Source organism: Saccharopolyspora indica (genome assembly GCF_027853965.1).
GTDB classification, from domain to species: domain Bacteria; phylum Actinomycetota; class Actinomycetes; order Mycobacteriales; family Pseudonocardiaceae; genus Saccharopolyspora; species Saccharopolyspora indica.
The window spans coordinates 78,281-101,371 of sequence record NZ_JAQGLB010000015.1; the positions used below are offsets into that span (position 1 = coordinate 78,281).

At 74.0% G+C, this 23,091-nt stretch carries 2 protein-coding genes; both read left to right on the top strand.

Annotation, left to right across the window (positions count from 1 at the left end; translation table 11 throughout):
* Positions 1 to 238: 238 nt before the first annotated feature.
* Positions 239 to 17,656, top strand: coding sequence for a type I polyketide synthase (locus tag OU416_RS27935; protein WP_270930012.1), 17,418 nt, complete (start codon positions 239 to 241; stop codon positions 17,654 to 17,656).
* On the top strand, positions 17,653 to 23,067 hold the full coding sequence (locus tag OU416_RS27940) for a type I polyketide synthase (protein WP_270930013.1): 5,415 nt from the start codon (positions 17,653 to 17,655) through the stop codon (positions 23,065 to 23,067). Before OU416_RS27935 ends, OU416_RS27940 begins: the two co-directional genes overlap by 4 nt.
* Positions 23,068 to 23,091: the final 24 nt, after the last annotated feature.

Below are 23,091 nucleotides of genomic sequence, written 5' to 3' on the forward strand. Positions count from 1 at the left end.
GCACAGGTAGGGGAGCCGGTAGGGGGTGTCCCTTGAAGCGGTAGGGGGTGCGGCAAGGGTCATCCTGCGGACGTATAGAGGATTTTGCGCTGGGGTTGTTATCCGGGTTGGTGCTGGTTAGTTTTGGTCGGCGAGCCGGGGGAGAACTGGAAAGACTCCGGTGTGCATGTTTTCGGATATTTCATCGCCGTAAGGATTCGTTGCGCTCGTGTGACGAGTTGAATCGGGAGGCGCCTTTATGTTGCGATCCGAGCTGATCCGGCCGCTGCCTGAGCTGCTGCGCGCGCACGCGCTGCGCCGCGGCGAGAAGGTGGCGTTCGCGGACGCCGACCGCAGCGTCACCTACGCGGACCTGGAGCGCCGCACGGCGCGGCTCGCCGGGCACCTGGTCGCGGCCGGGTTGCCGCGCGGAGCGCGGATCCTGATTTGGCTGAACAACAGCGTCGAAGCGATCGAGGGCTACCTGACCGCGGTGCGGGCCGGCGGGGTCGGGGTGCCGGTGCACCCCCGCACCTCCGCGGACGAACTCGAACACCTGCTGCGCGACAGCGGTGCCCGAGCGGTGTTGACCGATGCGGCGCACCTGCCGCAGTTGCGCGAAGTCACCGCGGGCCGCGCCGACCTGGTCGTGGTCGCCACGGGTGCGGCGGACGAAGCGGTCCTGTCCTTCGAAGAACTCGCCGAGTCCGAGCCCGCGCAGGCGGCGCGGGACGACCTCGGGCTCGACGACCTGGCTTGGATGCTCTACACCTCCGGGACCACCGGCCGCCCGAAGGGCGTGCTGTCCACCCAGGGGAACTGCCTCTGGTCGGTCGCGGCCTGCTACGCGCCGGTGCTCGGGCTTCGAAGCGACGACCACGTGCTGTGGCCCCTGCCCCTGTCGCACTCGCTGGCGCACGTGCTGTGCCTGCACGGTGTCATCGCGGTCGGCGCGACCGCGCGCATCGCCGAAGGCTTCACCAGCGATGAGGTCGTCGAGCTGCTGCGCCGGGAACCCGTCACGTTCCTGGTCGGCGTGCCCACGATGTACCACGACCTGCTCGCGGCGGCGCGCAGCACCGGCCTCGACGCGTACGCGCTGCGCACCTGCATGGTCACCGGCGCGGTCACCTCGGCGACGCTGAGCACGTCCTTCGAGGACACCTTCGGCGTGCGGCTGATCGACAGCTACGGCAGCACCGAGACCAGCGGTGCCATCACGATGAACCGGCCCAACGGCGCCGTGGTTCCCGGCTCCTGCGGTCTGCCCGTGCCGGGGCTGGACATCCGGATCGCCGACGTCGAGACCGGGGCGGAGCTGCCCCCGGGGGTGGAAGGCGAGGTCTGGGTCAGCGGGCCGAACGTGATGGCCGGCTACCACGGCCAGCCCGACGCCACCGCCGCGGCACTGGTCGACGGGTGGTACCGCACCGGGGACCTGGCCGTCCGGGACGGGCTCGGCTACCTGACGATCACCGGACGGATCAAGGAACTGATCATCCGCGGCGGCGAGAACATCCACCCGGCCGAGATCGAGGAGGTGGTGCGCGCGGTCCCCGGCCTGGTGGACGTGGCGGTGGCGGGCCGTCCACATGAGACGCTCGGAGAGGTGCCGGTGGCCTTCGTCGTCGCCGAGCGCACGGGCGAGGTCGATGTGGACCGCATCATCGCGACCTGCCGGGAGCGGCTGGCCTACTTCAAGGTGCCCGCCGAGGTCTACGAGGTCACCGCGATCCCGCGCACCACGTCGGGAAAGGTGGCGCGGCGCAGGCTGCTCGACCTGCCCGCCCGGTTGCACACCGGCAGCGAGCAGCTGCACGAGCTGCTGCACCGCATCGACTGGGTCCCGGTGCCCGGCGGGCCGGATGAGATCGCCGGGTCCCAGCGGTGGGCCGTGGTGGGCGAGGACGATCTCGGGCTCCCGGCGGAGGTCCGGAGGTGCCCGGACCTGACCGCGATCGGGCCCGACGTTCCCGACGTGCTCATCGCCCGAGCCGACGAGCAGCTGCTCGCGGCGTGGTCCGGTGATGACCGCTTCGCCGCGACCAGGCTGGTTCTGGTCACCGAGGGCGCGGTGTCCGTGCGCGGCGAGGCGCCGGATCTGCTGCAGGCGCCGTTCTGGGGCCTGGCCCGGGCCGCGGGCGACGACCGCGTGATCTCGGTGGACGTCGGAGAAGCCACCGGCGGCGAACTCGTTTCCGCGGTGCGCTCCGGCGAACCGCGCTCGGCGATCCGCGACGGGATCCTGCGCGCGCCTCGTCCGAGCCGGGTGCGGTCGGCGAGCGCGGACGTGCTCACCGCGGCGGACGCGGTTCTGGTGATCGGAGATGCCGGTGACCTCGGGCTCGACGGCCGGGTGCTCCGGTGCGGCATCGATGACGCCGCCGAGGTGCTGGCGCGGGAACGGGTGTCGGCCGTGGTGTTCGCCGGTGGTGGCGATCCGCGGTCCGCGGTCGACGGTGCGCTGCGGTTGCACGAGCTGACCGAGGACCTCGACCTGCGGGCGTTCGTCCTGCTCTCGACCGCGGATCCCTCGCGCGACCCGGATCGCGCCGCGGCGAACGCGCTGCTCGGCGCGCTGGCGCAGCACCGGCGCGCGCTCGGCCTGGCCGGAACTTCCCTGGCCTGGGGAAAGCTGCCCGCATCGGAGCGCAGCGCGTTGTTCCGGCTGGCCCTGGCGACCGGTGAACCCCTGTTGATCGCCGGTGAGGTGGACGACGCCGATCCGGCCGGGGAAGCGCGCCCGACGGCGGGTGCACCGGGGTTGCGGCACCGGATCGCCCGGCTCCCGGTCGCGGAGCAGCAGCGGCGGCTGGTCGACCTGGTGCGCGCGGAGGCAGCCGGTGTGCTGGGGCTCGCCGACACCGCTCGACTGCCCGGCACCCGCGCGTTCAAGGAACTCGGGTTCGACTCGAAGACGGCGGTCGAGCTGCGCAACCGGGTGGTGGCCGCCACCGGGATCGCGCTGCCTCCCACGGTCGTGTTCGACCGGCCCACACCGGCCGCGCTGGCCGAGTTGCTGCGGACCGAGCTGATCGGCGGAACCGCGCGAGCGCAGGTCCGCGCCGAGGGGGCGGTGGACGAGCCGATCGCCATCGTCGGGATGTCGTGCCGGCTGCCGGGAGGGGTGAACTCGCCGGAGGACCTGTGGCAGCTGCTGGCGGACTCCGCCGAGGCGCTGTCGGACTTCCCCGCCGACCGCGGCTGGGACCTCGACGGGCTGTTCGCCGACGACCCGGACACCCCCGGCACTTCCTACGTGCGCCGCGGTGGCTTCCTCCCCGGCGCGGCGGAGTTCGACGCGGACTTCTTCGGGATCTCGCCCCGGGAAGCGCTGGCGATGGATCCGCAGCAGCGGCTGCTGCTGGAAACGTCCTGGGAGGCCTTCGAACGGGCCGGCATCGACCCCACCTCCGTCCGCGGCAGCCGCACCGGGGTCTTCGTGGGCGTGATGTTCCACGACTACGCCGCCCGTGCCGAGCAGCTCCCCGAAGGGGTCGAGGGCTACCTGGGCATCGGCAGCGCGGGCAGCGTCGCCTCCGGCCGCATCGCCTACACCTTGGGCCTGGAGGGCCCGGCCGTGACGATCGACACGGCCTGCTCGTCTTCGCTGGTGGCACTGCATCAAGCAAGCTCGGCGCTGCGGTCGGGTGAGTGCTCGCTGGCGTTGGCCGGGGGCGTGGCCGTGATGGCCACGCCTTCGGTGTTCGTCGAGTTCAGCCGCCAGCGCGGACTGGCGCCCGACGGCCGGTGCAAGCCGTTCGCGGCGAGCGCGGACGGCACCGGCTGGAGCGAGGGCGCCGGGCTGCTCGTCCTGGAGCGGCTGTCCGACGCGCGTCGCAACGGTCACGAGGTGCTGGCCGTGCTGCGCGGGTCCGCGGTCAACCAGGACGGTGCCAGCAACGGGCTGACGGCTCCCAACGGCCAGGCCCAGGAACGGGTGATCCGGCAGGCGCTGGCCAACGCGGCCCTGCACCCGTCCGAAGTGGACGCCGTCGAAGCGCACGGCACGGGTACCGCCCTGGGCGACCCGATCGAGGCCGGGGCGCTGCTGGCGACCTACGGCCAGGACCGCGAACATCCGCTGCTGCTGGGGTCGGTCAAGTCCAACATCGGTCACACCCAGGCGGCCTCCGGGGTGACCGGCGTGATCAAGATGGTGCTGTCGATGCGGCACGGGGTGCTGCCGAAGACCCTGCACCTGGACTCGCCGACGCCGCACGTGGACTGGTCGGCCGGGAAGGCCGAGCTGCTGACCTCGGCGGTGGACTGGCCGGAGACCGGCCGTCCGCGGCGTGCCGGGGTGTCCTCGTTCGGGGTCAGCGGCACCAACGCGCACGTGATCGTCGAACAACCGCCGCAGCAGGACGAACCGGCGCCAGAAGCGGCGTCGGCCCCGGTCCCGTGGCTGCTGTCGGCGCGCTCCGAAGCGGCGTTGCGGGACACCGCGGAACGACTGCTGCCGCTGGTCGATTCCCCGGTGGGCGTCGGACGAGCCCTGGCCACCACGCGGGCGGCGCTCGAGCACCGCGCGGTCGTGGTCGGCAGCGATCCCGCCGAGCTCGCTGCCGGGCTGCGCGCGGTGGTCGACGGTGACCAACCGGCCGGACTGGCCGACGTCGAAGGACAACCCGTCTTCGTCTTCCCCGGTCAGGGGTCGCAGTGGGCGGGCATGGCGCTGGAGCTGCTGGACTCGGAACCGGAGTTCGCCGCTGCGTGGCGGGACTGCGCCGCAGCGGTGGAGGCCCACGCCGACTGGTCGGCGACCGACGCGCTGCGCGGCCCGCTGGACCGGGTCGACGTGGTGCAGCCGGTGCTGTTCGCGGTGCTCGTGTCGCTGGCCCGGCTGTGGCGGGCGCACGGGGTCGAACCCGCTGCGGTGGTCGGTCATTCGCAGGGCGAGATCGCGGCCGCCTGCGTCTCGGGTGCGTTGTCGCTGGACGATGCCGCGAAGGCGGTGGTGCTGCGGTCCCGGCTGATCGGGGAGACCCTGACCGGCCGCGGCGGCATGGTCTCGGTGGCGCTGCCCGCCGCCGAGGTCCGCGACCTGATCAGCCGCTGGGGCGGGCAGATCTCCGTCGCCGCGGTGAACGGGCCGTCCGCGACCGTGGTGTCGGGCGAGCCCGGAGCGCTGGCCGAGCTGACCGCCCTGAGCGAGGTGCGGACCAAGACGATCCCGGTCGACTACGCGTCGCACTCGGCGCAGGTCGAGGGCATCCGCGACCGGTTGCTGGCGGAGCTGTCCTCGATCGCGCCGCGGGAACCCGGAATCCCGTTCTTCTCGACGGTGACCGGCGACTGGATCGACGGGCCGGTGCTGGACGCCGAGTACTGGTACACCAACCTCAGGCGACCGGTGCTGTTCGAAGACGCGATCCGGGCGTTGGCGGAGCAGGGCCATCGCGCCTTCATCGAGACCAGCCCGCACCCGGTGCTCACCGCGAGCATCGAGGAGGTCGTCGTCGACGGGGCGGTGCTGGGAACCCTGCGCCGCGACGAGGGCGGCCTGCGGCGGTTCCGGACGGCGCTCGGCGATGCGCACGTCCGGGGCATCGCGGTGGACTGGTCGGTGACGTTCGGTGCGAGTGACCGGCGGGTGGCCCTGCCGACGTATCCGTTCCAGCGGCAGCGCTTCTGGTTGTCCTCGGCGGCGCGGGGCGATGCGACCGCGCTCGGCCTCGGTGCGTCCGACCACCCGCTGCTCGGCGCGGTCGTGCGCCCGGCCGAAGGTGACGGGCTGGTGCTCACCGGCAGGTTGTCGGCCACCGCCCAGCCCTGGCTCGCCGATCACGTCGTGCTGGACCAGGTGATCGCGCCGGGCTCGCTGTTCGCCGAACTCGCGGTGCGCGCGGGCGACGAGGTGGGCAACCCGCACCTGCGGGAACTGACCCTGCAAGCCCCGCTGATCCTCGCCGGGGAGGTGCAGGTCCAGGTCGTGGTGGGCCCCGACGGGCAGTCGGTGAGCATCCACTCCCGGCAGTGCCCCGAAGACCCCTGGACCCGGCACGCGGCCGGGGTGCTGGCCGACAGCGGCGAGACCGAGCCGACCGCGCTGCAGGCCTGGCCGCCACCGGGTGCCGAGCAGATCCCGATCGCCGACCTCTACGCCGGACTGGCCGATTCCGGCCTGCGCTACGGGCCCGCGTTCCAGGGCGTGACGGCCGCCTGGCGGCGGGCCGGCGAGGTCTTCGCCGAGGTGCGGCTGCCCGACGAGATCGCCGCGGACGCGGGCGGGTTCGGCGTCCACCCGGCGCTGCTGGACGCGGCGCTGCACGCAGCGGACCTCGGCGTGCTCGAACCGGGGGAGCGGAAGCTGGCGTTCGCCTGGAGCGGTGTGGAGCTGCACGCCACCGGAGCCACCGCGCTCAGGGTGCGGTTGGCCGCTGCGGGTGCGGACGAGATCTCCCTGCTGGCGGCGGACGAGTCGGGAGCCCCGGTGCTCTCGGTGCGAAGCCTCGCGTTCCGGGCACCGGAGGCGGGGCGCGCTCGCGCGGTGCACCGCGACTCGTTGTTCCGGGTGGCGTGGCAGCCGCTCGCCGCGCCGGACGCTGCGCCCGGGAACTGGGCCGTGGTCGGCGCCGACGAACTGCGCCTCGGCGACTGGCTCGCGGCCACCGGGGCGCAGGTCGACCACGTCGCCGCCCTGCCGGAGATCTCGGCAGGTGTTCCGGATGCCGTTGTCATCACCTGCCCCGCGGGAGACGCCCGCGAGGTGCTCCACGACGTGACGGCCCTGCTGCGGTCCTGGCTGGGCGACGACCGGTTCGCGGAATCGCACCTGATCCTGGTGACCCGGCGCGCGGTGGCCGTGGACGGCGAGTCCCCGGCGCTGGACCAGGCCGCCATCTGGGGCTTGGTGCGCTCCGCCCAGTCCGAACATCCCGGTCGCATCTCGCTGGTCGACGTCGACGGCGAGGACGGCTGCTGGGTGGGGCTGTCCGCGCCCTCGGCCACCGGTGAGCCGCAGATCGCCGTGCGGGCCGGACGGGTGCTCGTGCCGCGCCTGGAACGGGTGGTTGCAGAGGACCGGCTGGAGCTGCCCACCGGCGGAACCGTGCTGGTCACCGGCGCGACCGGCGGGCTCGGCCGGTTGGTGGCACGTCATCTCGTCGCCGAGCACGGCGTGCGGCGGCTCCTGCTGCTCTCCCGCCGGGGCGAGGACGAGGAACTGGCCGGGCTCGACGCCGAGATCACCTTCGCGGCCTGCGACGTGGCCGACCGGGAAGCGCTGGCCGGAGTGCTCGCCGAAATACCCGCCGAACACCCGCTGACGGCCGTGGTGCACACCGCCGGGGTCGTCGACGACGGCCTGGCCGACTCGCTCGGCGACGAGCAGTTCGACCGGGTGCTGCGCCCCAAGGCGGACGGGGCCTGGCACCTGCACGAGCTGACCGAGGACCTGGACCTGGCCGCGTTCGTGCTGTTCTCCTCCGCTGCGACGACGTTCGGCGCGCCGGGGCAGGGCAACTACGCGGCCGCCAACGCCTTCCTGGACGCGCTCGCCCAGCACCGGCGGAGCCAGGGGCTCCCGGCCGTGTCCCTGGCGTGGGGCCTGTGGGCCGAAGAAGGCGGCATGGGCGGACGGCTCAGCGAGGCCGACCGCACCCGGATGAAGCGCGGCGGCACCGTGGCCATGCCCGCGGAGGAGGCGCTCGGGCTCTTCGACGCGGCAGCAGCGCTGGACCACCCGGCGCTGGTGCCGGTCCACCTGGACGTCAAAGCACTGCGACGCGGTGAGATTCCCGCGCTGCTGCGCGATCTCGTTCCCGCACCGTCGCGCCGGGTCGCCGACAGCGGTGCCCGGGACACGACGCTGGGCGCGCTTCCCGGCGACCAGCTGCGGACCGTCCTGTCCGGACTGATCGGCAAGCACGTCGCGGCCGTGCTGGGGCACGCGCCGGGCACCGCGCTGGAGGAGACCCGGAGCTTCAAGGAGCTCGGCTTCGACTCGCTGACCGCGGTGGAACTGCGCAACCGGCTCAACAGGGCGACCGGGCTCCGGCTGCCCCCGACGGTCATCTTCAACTACCCGACCTCGGCCGCGCTGACCGAGCACTTGGCGGCCGAACTCGGCGGCGGCGCGGCACCGGCGCGACCCGCCGAGCCCGCTCGGACCGCGGAGGTGGCCGACGATCCGATCGCGATCGTGGCGCTGAGCTGCCGCTACCCGGGCGGGATCGACTCGCCGGAGGCGTTGTGGCGGGTGGTGGCCGAGGAGCAGGACACGATCGGCCCGGTGCCCGCCGACCGCGGGTGGGACCTGGAAGGCCTCTACGACCCCGATCCGGACCAGCCGGGCAAGACCTACCTCCTGGAAGGCGGATTCCTGACCGGGCTGGGAGATTTCGACGCGGAGTTCTTCGGGATCAACCCGCGCGAGGCCCTGGCGATGGACCCGCAGCAGCGGCTGCTGCTGGAAACCGCTTGGGAGGCGTTCGAACGCGCCGGGATCGACCCGGCGACCCTGCGCGGTCAGCAGGTCGGCGTGTTCACCGGAACGCACGGGCAGGACTACGGGGCGCTGCTGGTCGGCGCGCCGCCGGACCTGGAGGGCTACCGGGCCACCGGAACCGCGGGCAGCGTGTTCTCCGGCCGGCTGTCCTACACCTTCGGGCTGGAGGGGCCTGCGGTCACCGTCGACACCGCGTGCTCGGCGTCGCTGGTGGCCCTGCACCAAGCAGTCCTGGCGCTGCGCAACGGTGAATGCGGCATGGCGCTGGTCGGTGCGGCATCGGTGATGTCCACCCCGGACCCGTTCGTGACGTTCAGCAGGCAGCGGGTGCTGGCCACCGACGGTCGCTGCAAGGCGTTCTCGGCCGCCGCGAACGGCACCGGGATGGCCGAGGGCGTGGGAATGCTGCTGGTGGAGCGCCTTTCCGATGCCCAGCGCGCGGGCCGCCAGGTGCTGGCGGTGATCCGCGGCTCCGCGGTGAACCAGGACGGGGCGAGCAACGGCCTCACCGCGCCGAACGGCCCGGCTCAGGAGCGCGTGATCCGGCAGGCCCTGGCCAGCGCCGGGCTGGCCGGGCGGGACGTCGACGTCGTGGAGGCGCACGGCACCGGCACCGCGCTGGGCGACCCGATCGAGGCGCAGGCGGTGCTGGCGACCTACGGCGCGGACCGGGACGACCCGGTGTGGCTGGGTTCGGTCAAGTCGAACCTGGGGCACACGCAGTCGGCAGCGGGCATCGCCGGTGTCATCAAGATGGTGATGGCCATGCGCCACGGCGTGCTCCCGCGCACCCTGCACGTCGACGACGTCTCCCCGAACGTCGACTGGTCGGCGGGTTCGGCGCGGGTGCTCGCCGAGGCGCGCCCGTGGGTCGCCGACCGGCACCCGCGCCGGGCGGGGATCTCCGCGTTCGGCATCAGCGGAACCAACGCGCACGTCATCATCGAACAACCGGCCGCGGTCGACGGCGAAGCGCCCGGAGCACCGGAGCCCGCCGGGCGGTTGCCGCTGGTGCTCTCCGCCAAGTCCGAAGGCGCGCTCCAGGCCCAGGCGTCCCGTCTCCTCGACCACCTGGCGGCCGACACCGATCTGATCGACCTCGGGTTCTCCGCGGCGACCACCAGAACCGCGTTCGCGCACCGGGCGGCGGTGCTCGGCACGACCGGCGAGGAGTTCCGCGCCGGGCTGGCCGCGCTGGCCGACGGCGCGTCGGCGCCGAACCTGGTCCGGGGCACCGCGGCCGAGCAGCGCAAGGTCGCACTGGTCTTCCCCGGCCAGGGCTCGCAGTGGCCGGAGATGGCCGGGCACCTGCTGGCGGAATCCCCGGTGTTCGCCGACCGGCTGGGCGAGTGCGAGGAAGCCCTCCGGCCGTTCGTGCCGTGGTCGCTGCACGACGCGCTCCGAGGCGCACCCGGAGCGCCGGAGCTCGACCGGCTGAGCGTGGTGCAGCCGGTGCTGTTCTCGGTCATGGTGTCGCTGGCCGAGGTGTGGCGCGCGCACGGCGTGCGGCCCACCGCCGTGGTCGGCCACTCCCAGGGCGAGGTCGCCGCGGCCTGCGTCGCCGGGGCGCTGTCGCTTCCCGATGCGGCCCGCGTGGTCGCCATCCGCTCCAGGCTGATCGATTCGGAGCTGTCCGGACGTGGCGGCGTGGTGTCGGTGGCGCTTCCCGCCACCGAGGTGGCACCGCGGCTGGAGCGGTGGGGCGACAGGTTGTCGCTGGCCGCGGTGAACGGGCCCGCCGCGGTCGCGGTGGCCGGTGAACCGGCGGCGCTCGACGAGCTGATGGCCGAGCTCGAAGCCGAGGACGTCCGCGCCCGCCGGATCCGCGGCGCGCACGCCGCCGGGCACACCGCCCAGGTCGAGGTGCTGCGGGAGCAGCTGCTCGCGGAGCTCGCCGGCATCGCCCCGCGCGAGTCGGAGCTCGCGGTGTACTCCACCGTCGCAGGCGGCCGGATCGAGTCGGCGACGATGGACGCCGAGTACTGGTACCGCAACGCGCGCGAGCCGGTGCTCTTCGAACCCGCGGTGCGGGCGCTGGCCGAGGACGGGTACGGCGCGTTCATCGAGTCCAGCCCGCACCCGGTGCTGGCTTCGGCGATCCAGGAATCCGTCGAGGGGACCGCCGTCGTCGGCACGCTGCGGCGGGACGAGGGCGATCGGTTCCCCACCTCGCTGGCCGAGGCGTTCGTGCGCGGCATCGCACCGGACTGGTCGGCGGTGTTCCCGGAAACCGCGCGACGGGTCGAGCTGCCCACCTACGCCTTCCAGCGCAAGACCTTCTGGCCCACCACCCAGTCCGGGGGCGGCAGCGTCGCCGCGGCGGGGCTCAGCGATACCGGGCACCCGCTGCTCGGTGCGGCGGTCGCCGTGCCGGAGGTCGGCCTGCTGCTGACCGGTCGGCTCGCCGCGCGCGGCCAGGACTGGCTGGCCGGCACCGTGCCGACCGCGACCTTCGTCGAGCTCGCCCTGCGCGCCGGTGCCGAGGTCGGCTGCGACCGGCTGGTCGAGCTGACCGCGCACAGCCCGGTGGAGCTGTCCGGACAGGGATCGGTCGACGTCCAGGTGCTCGTCGGCGAGCGGGACGACCAGGGCCGCCACGCGGTGACCGTGCGCTCCAGGTCCGGTGCGGAGCAGGAGTGGGTCCGCCGCGCCGGCGGGATTCTCGCCGCGGGCAGCGGCCCGGCACCCGGCATCGGCACCTGGCCGCCGGAGGGCGCCGCCGAGGTGGACGGCATGCCGGGCACCTGGCAGCGGGGCGAGGAGCTGTTCGCCGAAACCGAACTGCCCGAGGGCGATGCCGAGGACTACGAGCTGCACCCGGTGCTGCTGGACAACGCCGTTCTCGCGGCGGGGCTGGACACCCCGACGCACTGGCAGGACGTCCGCCTGCACGCGACCGGGGCGAGCCGGTTGCGGGTGCGCCTGACCCGGCCGGACCCGGAATCGGTCGCGCTGACCGCGGTGGACGGAACCGGCGCTCCGGTCGTGTCGATCGGCAAGGTCGAAGCCCGCCCGTTCGACACCGGTGCGGCGCCGACCCGGCACCACGACGCGCTGTTCCGCGTGGAGTGGCCGGAGGTCGCCGTCGATTCCACCGCTCCCAGCGGGCACTGGGTGGCGCTGGGCGAGGACTGCGCGGGGCTCCCCGCGCTGCAGGAAGCGATCGCCGCGGGCGGGCAGGTGCCCGAATTCGTGAGCGTGTCGCTCGAACCGGGAGACGAGCGGGAGCCGGTCGCCGCCGCGGCGGCCCGCACCGGCGCAACGCTCGACCTCCTCCAGACGTGGCTGGCCGATGACCAGCTGCGATCGGCTCGGCTGGTGGTGCTGACCCGGGAAGCCATCAGCACCCGAGCCGGCGACGGCGGACCGGATCTCGCGCAGGCCCCGACCTGGGGCCTGGTGCGCGCAGCCCAGTCCGAGAACCCGGATCGGTTCATCCTGGTCGACGTGGACGCCCACGAGGCGTCCCACCGGCAGGTACCGGCCGCCGTCGCCACCGGGGAGCCGCAGGTCGCGATACGGGCGGGCATCGTCCGCGCGCCGCGCCTGGCCCGGGCCGCCGCGCCGACCGAGCCCACCGGCCTGAAGACCGACGGCACCGCGCTGATCACCGGCGGAACCGGTGCGCTGGGCCGGCTGCTGGCCCGGCACCTGGTCGTCGAGCACGGCGTCCGGCACCTGCTGCTCACCAGCCGCCGGGGCGGCGCCGATGACCTGGTCGCGGAGCTGGCCGAGCACGGCGCCTCGGTCACGGTCGCGGCCTGCGACGTAGCGGACCGGGCCGCGCTGGCCGCGCAGCTGGCCGACATCCCCGCCGAACACCCGCTGACCTGCGTGGTGCACGCGGCCGGGGTCATCGATGACGCGTTGATCTCCTCGCTCACCTCCGAGCAGCTCGACGCGGTGCTGCGGCCGAAGGTCGCCGGTGCGGTCAACCTGCACGAGCTGACGGCCGAGCTCGATCTCGACGCGTTCGTGCTCTTCTCCTCCGGCGCGGCGACGTTCGGCGCGCCGGGCCAGGGCAACTACGCCGCCGCCAACGCGTTCCTCGACGCGCTGGCCCACCAGCGCCGCGCCGCTGGACTGCCCGCGGTGTCGCTGGCCTGGGGCCTGTGGTCGGATCGCAGCGGCAGCGCCCGCCAGCTGACCGACGTGGACCTGCGGCGGATGTCCCGCAGCGGCACCCGCGAGATGACCGCCGAGCTCGGGCTCGCGCTCTTCGACGCCGCGATCGGCGTGGACGACGCGTTCCTGGTGCCGACGAAGCTCGACTTCGCGGCACTGCGCGGGCAGGCGAGGGCCGGTGACCTGCCCGCCCTGTTCCGCGGTCTGGTGCGGGTGCCCGCGCGCAGGACCGCCGCGGGAACCTCGTCGCTGGCAACCGAGATCGCCGGTAGAACCGCTGCAGCGCAACGAGAACTGGTCCTGGATCTCGTTCGCGGCAACGCCGCCTCCGTGCTCGGGCATTCCGATGTGGACGCGGTCGGTGCGGGCCGGGCGTTCCGCGAGCTCGGCTTCGACTCGCTGACCGCGGTCGAGCTGCGCAACCGGCTGCAGACCGCCACCGGGCTCACCCTGCCCGCGACCCTGGTGTTCGACCACCCGACGCCCGACGCGGTGACGGAACGACTGCTGGACCTGCTGCTGGGCCGGACGCGGACGTCCGGGGAACCCGTCGCGGCAGTGGCCTCCGCCGAACCGATCGCGGTGGTGGCGATCGGCTGCCGCTATCCCGGCGGGGTGCGCTCACCGGAGGACTTCTGGGAGCTGCTGGCCGACGGGCGCGATGCGATCGGCGGACTGCCCACCGACCGGGGCTGGGCGCTGGACGAGCTCTACCACCCGGACCCCGACGTGCCCGGGCGCAGCTACGTCCGGGGCGGCGGATTCCTCCCCGACGCCGCGGAGTTCGACGCCGCGTTCTTCGGCATCAGCCCGCGCGAGGCCACCGCGATGGACCCGCAGCAGCGGTTGGTGCTGGAAGTCTCCTGGGAGGCGCTGGAACGCGCGGGGATCGACCCGCTGTCGCTGCGGGGCAGCCGGACCGGGATCTTCACCGGGACCAGCGGCCAGGACTACGCGGCGCTGGCGGCGCGCGTGCCCGACGCCGATCAGGGCTACCTGGTCACCAGCACCGGTGCCAGCGTGCTGTCCGGGCGCGTGTCCTACACGCTCGGGCTGGAAGGCCCGGCGATGACCGTCGACACCGCCTGCTCGTCGTCGCTGGTCGCGATCCACCTCGCGGCGCAGGCGCTGCGCAACGGCGAGTGCTCCCTGGCGCTGGCGGGCGGTGCGGCGGTGCTGGCCACCCCGCAGACCCTCATCGCGGCGAGCAGGCAGCGCGGGTTGTCGCCGGACGGGCGGTGCAAGGCGTTCTCCGAGGGCGCCGACGGGTTCGGCATGGCCGAAGGCGCGGGAATGCTGGTGCTGGAACGGCTTTCCGACGCTCAGCGGCACGGGCACCCGGTGCTCGCGGTCCTGCGCGGCTCGGCGGTGAACCAGGACGGCGCGTCCAACGGCCTCACCGCACCGAACGGGCCGTCCCAGGAGCGGGTGATCCGCCAGGCGCTGGCCAACGCGGGCTTGGCTACCGGCGAGGTCGACGCCGTCGAAGCGCACGGCACCGGCACGCGGCTGGGCGACCCCATCGAGGCGCAGGCCCTGCTGGCGACCTACGGGCAGGACCGCGAACGCCCGGTGTGGCTGGGCTCGGTGAAGTCCAACATCGGCCACACCCTGGGCGCCGCGGGCGTGGCCGGGGTGATCAAGATGGTGCTGGCGGTCCGCAACGGGCTGCTGCCGCGGACCCTGCACGCCGAGCAGCCGACCTCGGAGGTCGACTGGACCGCCGGCGACGTGCGGCTGCTCGAAGCCGCGACGCCGTGGCCGGAGACGGGCGCACCGCGCCGGGCGGGGATCTCGTCCTTCGGCATCAGCGGCACCAACGCGCACGCGATCGTCGAACAGGCGCCCGCAGCGCCCGAGGCCGGTGCGGGGCGGGCGGATCTCGGTCCCGTCGTGCTCTCGGCGCGCAGCGCCGCGGCCCTCAGCGGCCAAGCCGACCGGCTGCGGTCGTTCGTCGCGGCCGACCCGGACCTGGACCTCGCCGGACTCGGCTTCTCGCTGGCCACGACCCGAGCCGCGCTCGAGCACCGCGCCGCGATCGTCGCCGCGGACCGCGACGAGCTGCTCCACGGCCTGGAGGCGCTGGCCGGGAACGGGGTGGCCGCGAACCTGGTGCGCGGAACGGCCCGGGACGGGCTCAAGACCGCGTTCGTGTTCTCCGGGCAGGGCTCGCAGCGCGCCGGGATGGGGCGCGAGCTGCACGCCGCCCACCCGGTGTTCGCGGCGGCGTTCGACGAGGTCTGCGCCCGCCTGGACGCACACCTCGACGGGCACGTGGCGCAGCGGGTCCGGGACGTGGTGTTCGCCGATGCGCCCGGCGGCGATCTGCTGGACCAGACGCTGTTCGCGCAGACCGGCCTGTTCGCCTTCCAGGTGGCGCTGTTCAGGCTGCTGGAGCACTGGGGGCTCGCGCCGGACTTCGTGCTGGGGCACTCCATCGGCGAGCTGGCGGCAGCGCACGTCGCCGGCGTGCTCGACCTCCCCGACGCGTGCGCGCTGGTCGCAGCCCGGGCCCGGCTGATGCAGGCCCTGCCGACGGGGGCGATGGTCTCGGTGCAGGCGCCGGAAGCGGAGGTCGCCGCGCTGCTGACCGAACAGGTCTCCATCGCGGCGGTGAACGGGCCTCGCTCGACGGTGATCTCCGGGGAGGAGGACGCCGTCCTGGCGCTCGCCGACGACCTGGCGGCTGCCGGGTTCACGACCCGCCGCCTGCGGGTGAGCCACGCCTTCCACTCGCCGCTGATGGACGGCATGCTCGACGACTTCGCGAAGGTCGCCGAGGGCCTGACCTACCACCCGCCCGCGGCGCCGATCGTCTCCAACCTGACCGGCGAGCCGGTCGAGTCCACGACCGCGGAGTACTGGGTGCGGCACGTCCGGCACGCAGTCCGGTTCGCCGACGGCATCCGCTGGCTCGCCGACCACGGTGCCGGCGCGCTGCTGGAGCTGGGACCCAGCGGCGTGTCGACGGCGATGGCGCGGGACTGCGTCGGCGACGAGGTGGTGCTCGTGCCCGCGTCCAGGAAGGACCGCCCCGAGGTGGCCGCGCTGCTGAGCGCCGTCGGGCGCCTGCACGTCAGCGGTCGCAGCCCGGACTGGACGGCGATCTTCGGGGCGGCCCGGCGGATCGACCTGCCCACGTACGCCTTCCAGCGGCAGCGGTACTGGCTGGACGCCCCCGGAGCCGAAGAGTCCAGTGTGGACGAATGGCGGTACCGGGAGAGCTGGGAACCGCTGCCCGCGGCATCGGGCGAGCTCGACGGCCGCTGGCTGGTCGTGGTGCCACCGGGGCCGGAGGACGAGAGCTGGGCCGCGGACGCGCTGGAGCGGGCGGGCGCCACTCCCGTGGTTCTGGCGCTGACCGGTGCCGAAGACCGCGCGCAACTGGCGGAGCGGATCGGCGCGGTCGGTGCCCTCGACGGTGTGCTCTCGCTGCTGGGACTGGACGATCGACCGCTGCCGGACCACCCGTCGGCGTCCGCTGGGCTGGCCCGCACCGCGCTGCTGCTGCAGGCCACCGCCGATGCGGGAGTGGAAGCACCGCTGTGGTGCGCGACCCGCTCGGCGGTGTCGACCGGGGACGCCGACCGGGAAGTCGACCCGATCGCGGCCCAGCTGTGGGGATTCGGGCGGGTGGCCGCCCTCGAGTACCCGGCCAGGTGGGGTGGGCTGGTCGACCTGCCCGCCGACGTCGACGGATCGAGCTCCGCGCTCACCGCGGTGCTGTCCGGGCGCACGGGCGAGGACCAGATCGCCGTCCGCGGCACTGCGGTGCTCGGCAGGCGGCTGGTCCGCGACCCGATCGGCACCACCTCCGCCACGTGGCAGCCCACCGGCACGGTGCTGATCACCGGCGGGACGGGAGCCCTCGGCGGGCACGTCGCCCGCAGGCTCGCCCAGGCCGGGGCGGACCACCTGCTGCTGGCCAGCCGTCGCGGACCCGCCGCGCCAGGAGCCGATGCGCTGGCCGCCGAGCTGCGCGAACTCGGGGCCGAGGTGTCGGTCGCGGCCTGCGACATGGCCGACCGCGACAGCGTGGCCGAGCTGCTGGCGTCGGTGCCCGCCGAGCACCCGCTCACCGCCGTCGTGCACACCGCGGGAGTCGTCGCCGACGGGATCATCGATTCGATGACGCCGGAGCGCATCGAGGAGGTGATGCGGCCGAAGGCCGACGCGGCGTGGCACCTGCACGAGCTGACGAAGGACCTCGGCCTCTCCGCGTTCGTCCTGTACGCCGCGATGGCCGGTGCCGTGGGAAGCCCGGGCCAGGGCAACTACGCGGCCGCCAACACGTTCCTGGACGCGCTCGCCGAACTGCGCCGGGCGCAGGGACTTCCGGCCACCTCGATCTCCTGGGGCTGGTGGGAAGGAGAGGGCATGGCCGAGCTCGACGGCGTCGACCACACCCGGCTGCGGCGCAACGGCCTGCTGCCGATGGCGCCGCAGCGGGCGGTGCGCGCGCTGGAGCAGGCCATCGACCACGGCGACGCGACGTTGTTGATCACCAACGTCGACTGGGACGCCTTCGTGCCGAACTTCACCACCAGCCGCGGCAGCAGGCTGCTCTCGGCGCTGGCGGCACCGGCACCGGAAGCGGCGGGTTCGACGGCACCGGACCTCGCCCAGCAGCTCATCGGAGCCGCCCCGGACGAGCGGGACCGGATCGTGCTCGACGTCGTCTGCGCGCACGTCGCCGAAGTGCTGGGCTACGGCGCCGCGGACACCGTGGAGGTCGACCGGGGCTTCCTGGAACTGGGCTTCGACTCGCTGACCGCGGTCGAACTGCGCAACCAGCTGGTCGGCCGCACCGGCCTGCAACTGCCCTCGACGCTGATCTTCGACTACCCGACCCCGGCGGCGCTGGCCGCTCGACTGGGCGAGGAGCTCGCCGCGCAACCGGGCGCCGACCCGCGGGAGGCCGAGGTCCGCGCACTGCTGGCGACCATCCCGCTCAACCGCCTCGCGGATGCCGGACTGCTGGACGTGCTGCTCGGCCTCGGCCCGGCCCGGCCCAGCGACGGCGAGGACGTGGCGGGCGCGATCGACGAGCTGGACGCATCCGACCTGGTCCGGATGGCCCGGGAAACCCTCGACTCATGACGGAGAGCACCGTGACCACATCGTCGCAGGAGGTCGTGGAAGCACTGCGGGACTCGCTGAAGGAGGTGAACCGCCTCCGACAGCACAACCAGCAGCTGCTCGCCGCGGCCCGCGAACCCATCGCGATCATCGGCATGAGCTGCCGCTTCCCGGGCGGTGTCCGCTCACCCGAGCAGCTGTGGCAGCTGGTCGCCGACGGGCGCGATGCGCTGACCGGCTTCCCGGCCGACCGCGGCTGGGACCTGGCGAACCTGTTCCACCCCGACCCGGACCACCCCGGCACCTCCTACGTCCGGGAGGGCGGATTCCTCGACGGCGCGGGTGATTTCGACGCCGACTTCTTCGGGATCTCGCCGCGCGAGGCGCTCGCGACCGACCCGCAGCACCGGCTGCTGCTGGAGCTCACCTGGGAGGTCGTGGAACGGGCCGGGATCGCACCGGACTCGCTGCGCGGCAGCCGGACCGGCGTCTACCTGGGAACCAACGGCCGCGACTACCCGATGCTGCTGCTGGACGCGCCGGAGGAGATCCAGGGCCACGTCGGCACCGGCAACGCCGCGAGCGTGGCGTCCGGGCGGGTTTCCTACTCCTTCGGGCTGGAGGGGCCGGCCATCACCGTCGACACCGCGTGCTCGGCGTCGTTGGTGGCGCTGCACCTGGCGTGCCAGGCGCTGCGCAACGACGAGTGCTCCCTGGCGCTGGTGGGCGGCGTGTCGGTGATGTCCACACCGGACGGTTTCATCGGCTTCAGCAGGCAGCGCGGGCTCGCCGCCGACGGCCGGTGCAAGGCGTTCGCCGCGGCCGCGGACGGCACGGGCTGGGGCGAGGGGATCGGGATGCTCGCCGTCGAGCGGCTCTCGGACGCGGTGCGCAACGGGCACCGCGTGCTGGCGGTCGTGCGCGGCTCGGCGGTGAACCAGGACGGCGCCAGCAGCGGGCTGACCGCGCCGAACGGGCCGTCGCAGGAGCGCGTGATCAGGCAGGCGCTGGCCAACGCCAGGCTCGCCGCGGCCGATGTCGATCTGGTCGAGGCGCACGGCACCGGCACCAGGTTGGGCGATCCGATCGAGGCGCAGGCACTGCTGACGACCTACGGCCGGGACCGGGAGCGGCCGCTGCTGCTGGGTTCGGTGAAGTCCAACATCGGGCACACCCAGGCCGCCGCGGGCGTCGCCGGGGTGATCAAGACGGTGCTGGGCATGCAGCACGGCGTCGCCCCCGCCAGCCTGCACGTCGACGCGCCCACCCCGCAGGTCGACTGGTCTTCGGGGAACGTGGAGCTGCTGACGACCGCGGTGGACTGGCCGGAGACCGGCCGCCCTCGGCGCGCCGGGGTGTCCTCGTTCGGCGTCAGCGGCACCAATGCGCACGTCATCCTGGAGCAGGCGCCCGCCGAGGAGGAGCCGGAAACGACGGCGATCGCCGGTCCGGTGCCGTGGGTGCTGTCGGCCAAGTCCGAGGCGGCGCTGCGCGCCCAGGCGGGACAGCTGGCCGGGACCACCGCCAGCCCCGCGGACGTCGGGCGTTCGCTGGTGACGGGGCGGTCGGTGTTCGACCACCGGGCTGTTGCGGTGGCAACCGACCCGCGCTCCGCCCTCGCCGCGTTCGCCGCCGGTGACGAGACGGCGGAGCTGGTCCACGGCAGCGCGCCGCGCCGAGCGGAGCGCCCGGTGTTCGTCTTCCCCGGACAGGGCTCGCAGTGGCCCGGGATGGCTCTGGAACTGCTCGACTCCGCCCCGGTCTTCGCCGGCACCTGGGAGAGGTGCTGCGCCGCGATCGAGGCGGTCGCGGACTTCTCGGTCACCGAGGAGCTGCGCGGCCCGTTGGAACGCGTGGACGTGGTGCAGCCGGTGCTGTTCGCCGTGCTGGTGTCGTTGGCTGAGCTCTGGCGCTCCTACGGCGTCGAACCGGCGGCCGTGGTCGGGCACTCCCAAGGTGAGATCGCCGCCGCGCACGTCGCCGGGGCGTTGTCGCTGGAGGACGCGGCGCGCATCGTGGTGCTGCGCTCCAGGCTGATCCACCAGGAGCTCGCCGGCAGCGGCGGGATGGTCTCGGTGTCGGCGACCGCCGATGACGTGGCGCGGCGGATCCGGCGGTGGGCGGGCGAGATCTCGGTCGCCGCCATCAACGGTCCACTGTCGACAGTGGTGGCGGGCGAACCGGCGGCGCTGACCGAGTTCGTCGCCGCCTGCACCGAGGACGACGTCCGGGCCAAGGTCGTCCCCGTCGACTACGCGTCGCACTCGGCCCAGGTCGAGCAGATCCGCGACCAGCTGATCGGCGCTCTGGAGGGCATCCGGCCCCGACCCGCCAGCACCCCGCTGTTCTCGACCGTCATCGGGGACTGGATCGACTCCGAGCGGTTGACACCGGAGTACTGGTTCACCAACCTGCGCGAAACCGTGCGGTTCGCCTCGGCCGTGCGCAGCCTCGCCGAGCAGGGCCACCGCGCGTTCGTCGAGATCAGCCCGCACCCCGTGCTCACCCCGGCCATCGAGCAGTCGGTGCCCGACGAGATCGTCGTGGGCACCCTGCGCCGGGACGACGGCGGCCTGGACCGCTTCCAGCGCTCGGCCGCCGAGGCCCACGTCCGCGGAGTCCCGGTGGACTGGGGCGCCGCCTTCGACGGGACCGGGGCCCGGATCGTCGACCTGCCGACCTACCCCTTCCAGCACACCCGCTACTGGCCGGAGCCGGGGACCGGGCGGACGGGCGACCCGGCGGACTGGGGACTGGCCGCCGCCGACCACCCGCTGCTGCCGACGAAGGTGCACCGCGCCGACGACGGGACCCTGCTGCTCACCGGCTCGGTGTCCACCCGCACCCACCGGTGGCTGGCGGACCACAGCGTGCTCGGGCAGGTGATCGCGCCCGGCTCGCTGTTCGTGGAGCTGGCCGCGCGGGCCGCCGCCGAGCTCGGGACGCACGCGCTCGAAGAACTCGTCCTGGAAACACCCCTCGTGCTCACCGACGAGACCACCCACCACCTCCAGGTGGTCGCCGGCGGTTCCTCGGTGAGCATCCACTCCCGCCCGGCCGACGCCGCGCCGGACGAGCCGTGGACGCGGCACGCCAGCGGCGTGACCGGCGGGCCCGCGCCGGTGCCCGGGGGACTGGTGGAATGGCCGCCTCCCGGGGCGGCACCGCTGGAGGTCACCGGGATGTACGAGCGCCTGGCCGAGTCCGGCATCGAATACGGTCCGCACTTCCAGGGGTTGCGGGCGGCGTGGCAGCGCGGCACCGAGATCTTCGCCGACGTCCGGCTCCCGCACGACGCGCGCTTCGGGGTGCACCCGGCGCTGCTGGACGCCGCCCTGCACGGGATGGGAGTGGGCGATGTCTTCGCCCGCGGCGACGACGACCAGGGGCGGGTCGCGTTCAACTGGAGCGGCGTGGCCCTGCACACCTCCGGTGCGTCCGCGCTGCGCGTGCGGCTGAGCCCGACCGAATCCGGCGGGGTGTCGCTGCTGGCGTGCGACGAGGCGGGCATGCCGGTGATCGCGGTCGACTCGGTGGTGATGCGCCCGGTCTCGGCCGACCGGTTGGCCGGAGCGGGGCGCAATTCGCTGTTCCGCATCAACTGGTCGCCGGTGTCGCCGGAAACCGGCGACGAGCCCGGCTGGGTGCAGCTCGGGGACTGGACGGGAATCGAGCCTGCGGAGCAACCCTCGGGTGCGTTCGGCACGCTCGCCGAGCTCGGTGCGGCGATCGATCGCGGTCTCGCCGTCCCGGAGGTCGTGGCGATGCGCTGCCCGCAGAGCTCGGCGGCGCTGCCGGAAGCGGTGCGCGCGGCGCTCGGCGACATCGCGGAGACGCTGCGGACGTGGCTGGCGGACGGCCGGTTCGCCGATTCCCGCCTGGCCGTCGTGACGCGGGGCGCGATGTCCTCGGCGGACGCGCCGGAACTGGTCGACGCCGCTGCGTGGGGTTTGCTGCGCAGCGCGCAGTCCGAGCACCCGGACCGGTTCGTGCTGGTCGACCTGGACGACGGTGCGGCTCCGCAGCTGGGACGCGTGTTCGCGCTGGACGAGCCGCAGATCGCGGTGCGCGGCGAGCAGCTGGTGGCGCCCCGGCTGGAGCGGGTGGCGGCCACCGGGGGCGACGGGTTCGGGTTCCACCCGGACGGCACCGTGCTGATCACCGGCGCGACCGGCGGTCTCGGCAGGCTGGTGGCCCGCCACCTGGCCGCCGAGCACGGGGTGCGCCACCTGGTGCTGCTGTCCCGCAGCGGCGCCGCGGCCCGCGGTGCGGCGGAGCTGACCGCCGAGCTCGCCGAGCTGGGCGCGCGGGCCGAGCTCATCGCTTGCGACATCGCCGACCGGGACGCCCTGGCCGCGATCGTCGGAGTCATCCCGCCCGAGCACCCGCTGACCGGGGTGGTGCACACCGCCGGGGTGGTCGCCGACGCCACCGTGGAATCGCTCACCGCCGAGCAGCTCGCCGAGGTGCTCGCGCCCAAAGTGGACGGTGGGTGGGCGTTGCACGAGCTCACCGCCGACCTGGATCTCGCGGCGTTCGTGGTGTTCTCCTCGGGCGCGACGACCTTCGGCGGGCCCGGGCAGGGCAGCTACGCCGCGGCCAACGCCTTCCTGGACGGGCTGGCCCGCCACCGGAGGGCAGCCGGTCTCCCCGCGGTCTCGCTGGCGTGGGGGATGTGGGCGGAGGCCAACGGCATGGGCTCCCGGCTCGACGACGTCGCGCTGGCCCGCATGGCTCGCAACGGAGCGCTGCCGCTCTCGGTGCCCGAGGGCCTCGCCCTGTTCGACGCCGCGCACGGTGCCGCCGATCCGAACCTGGTGCCGGTCCGGCTGGACATCGCCGCCATCCGCGGGCAAGCCGACTCGGCGCCTCCGCTGATGCGCGCCCTGGTGCCCGCCGCGGGCGGGCGGGACGCCGAGCAGGCCGGTGCCTCCCTGGCGGACCGGCTCGCCGGGATGTCCGAGGAGGACCGCGGCCGGGCGCTGCTCGACCTGGTGCGGGCCAACGCGGCCGTCGTGCTCGGCCACGGATCGGCTGCGGACGTCGACCCGGATCGCGGCTTCATGGCGATGGGCTTCGACTCGCTGACGGCCGTCGAGCTGCGCAACCGGCTGACCCGCGCGGCGGGCGTGCGGTTGCGGCCGACGCTGGTGTTCGACTTCCCGACACCGGCGGGGCTGGCCGCGCACCTGCGCGAGCAGCTCAGCTTCCCCGAGGTCTCACCGGCGGCACCGGTGCTGGCGAAGCTGGACGAGGTCCGGGCCGCCCTGGCAGCCGAAGCGGGCGTGCGGGACGAAGTCGTACCGGTGCTGCGGGAATTGCTGGCGTCGTGCGACGACGACGCCGCGGCACCGGATCTGGACTCGGCAACCGATGACGAGCTCTTCGCGCTCGTCGACGAGGGGCTCGACCGAGGAGTGGAGATCGCGTGACCGATCAGGACAAGCTCCGCGACT

What these genes read in the sequence shown, in the direction of transcription:
- OU416_RS27940 (WP_270930013.1), top strand. Translation starts at nt 17,653, where the DNA reads ATGACGGAGAGCACCGTGACCACATCGTCGCAGGAGGTCGTGGAAGCA.
- OU416_RS27935 (WP_270930012.1), top strand. Translation starts at nt 239, where the DNA reads ATGTTGCGATCCGAGCTGATCCGGCCGCTGCCTGAGCTGCTGCGCGCG.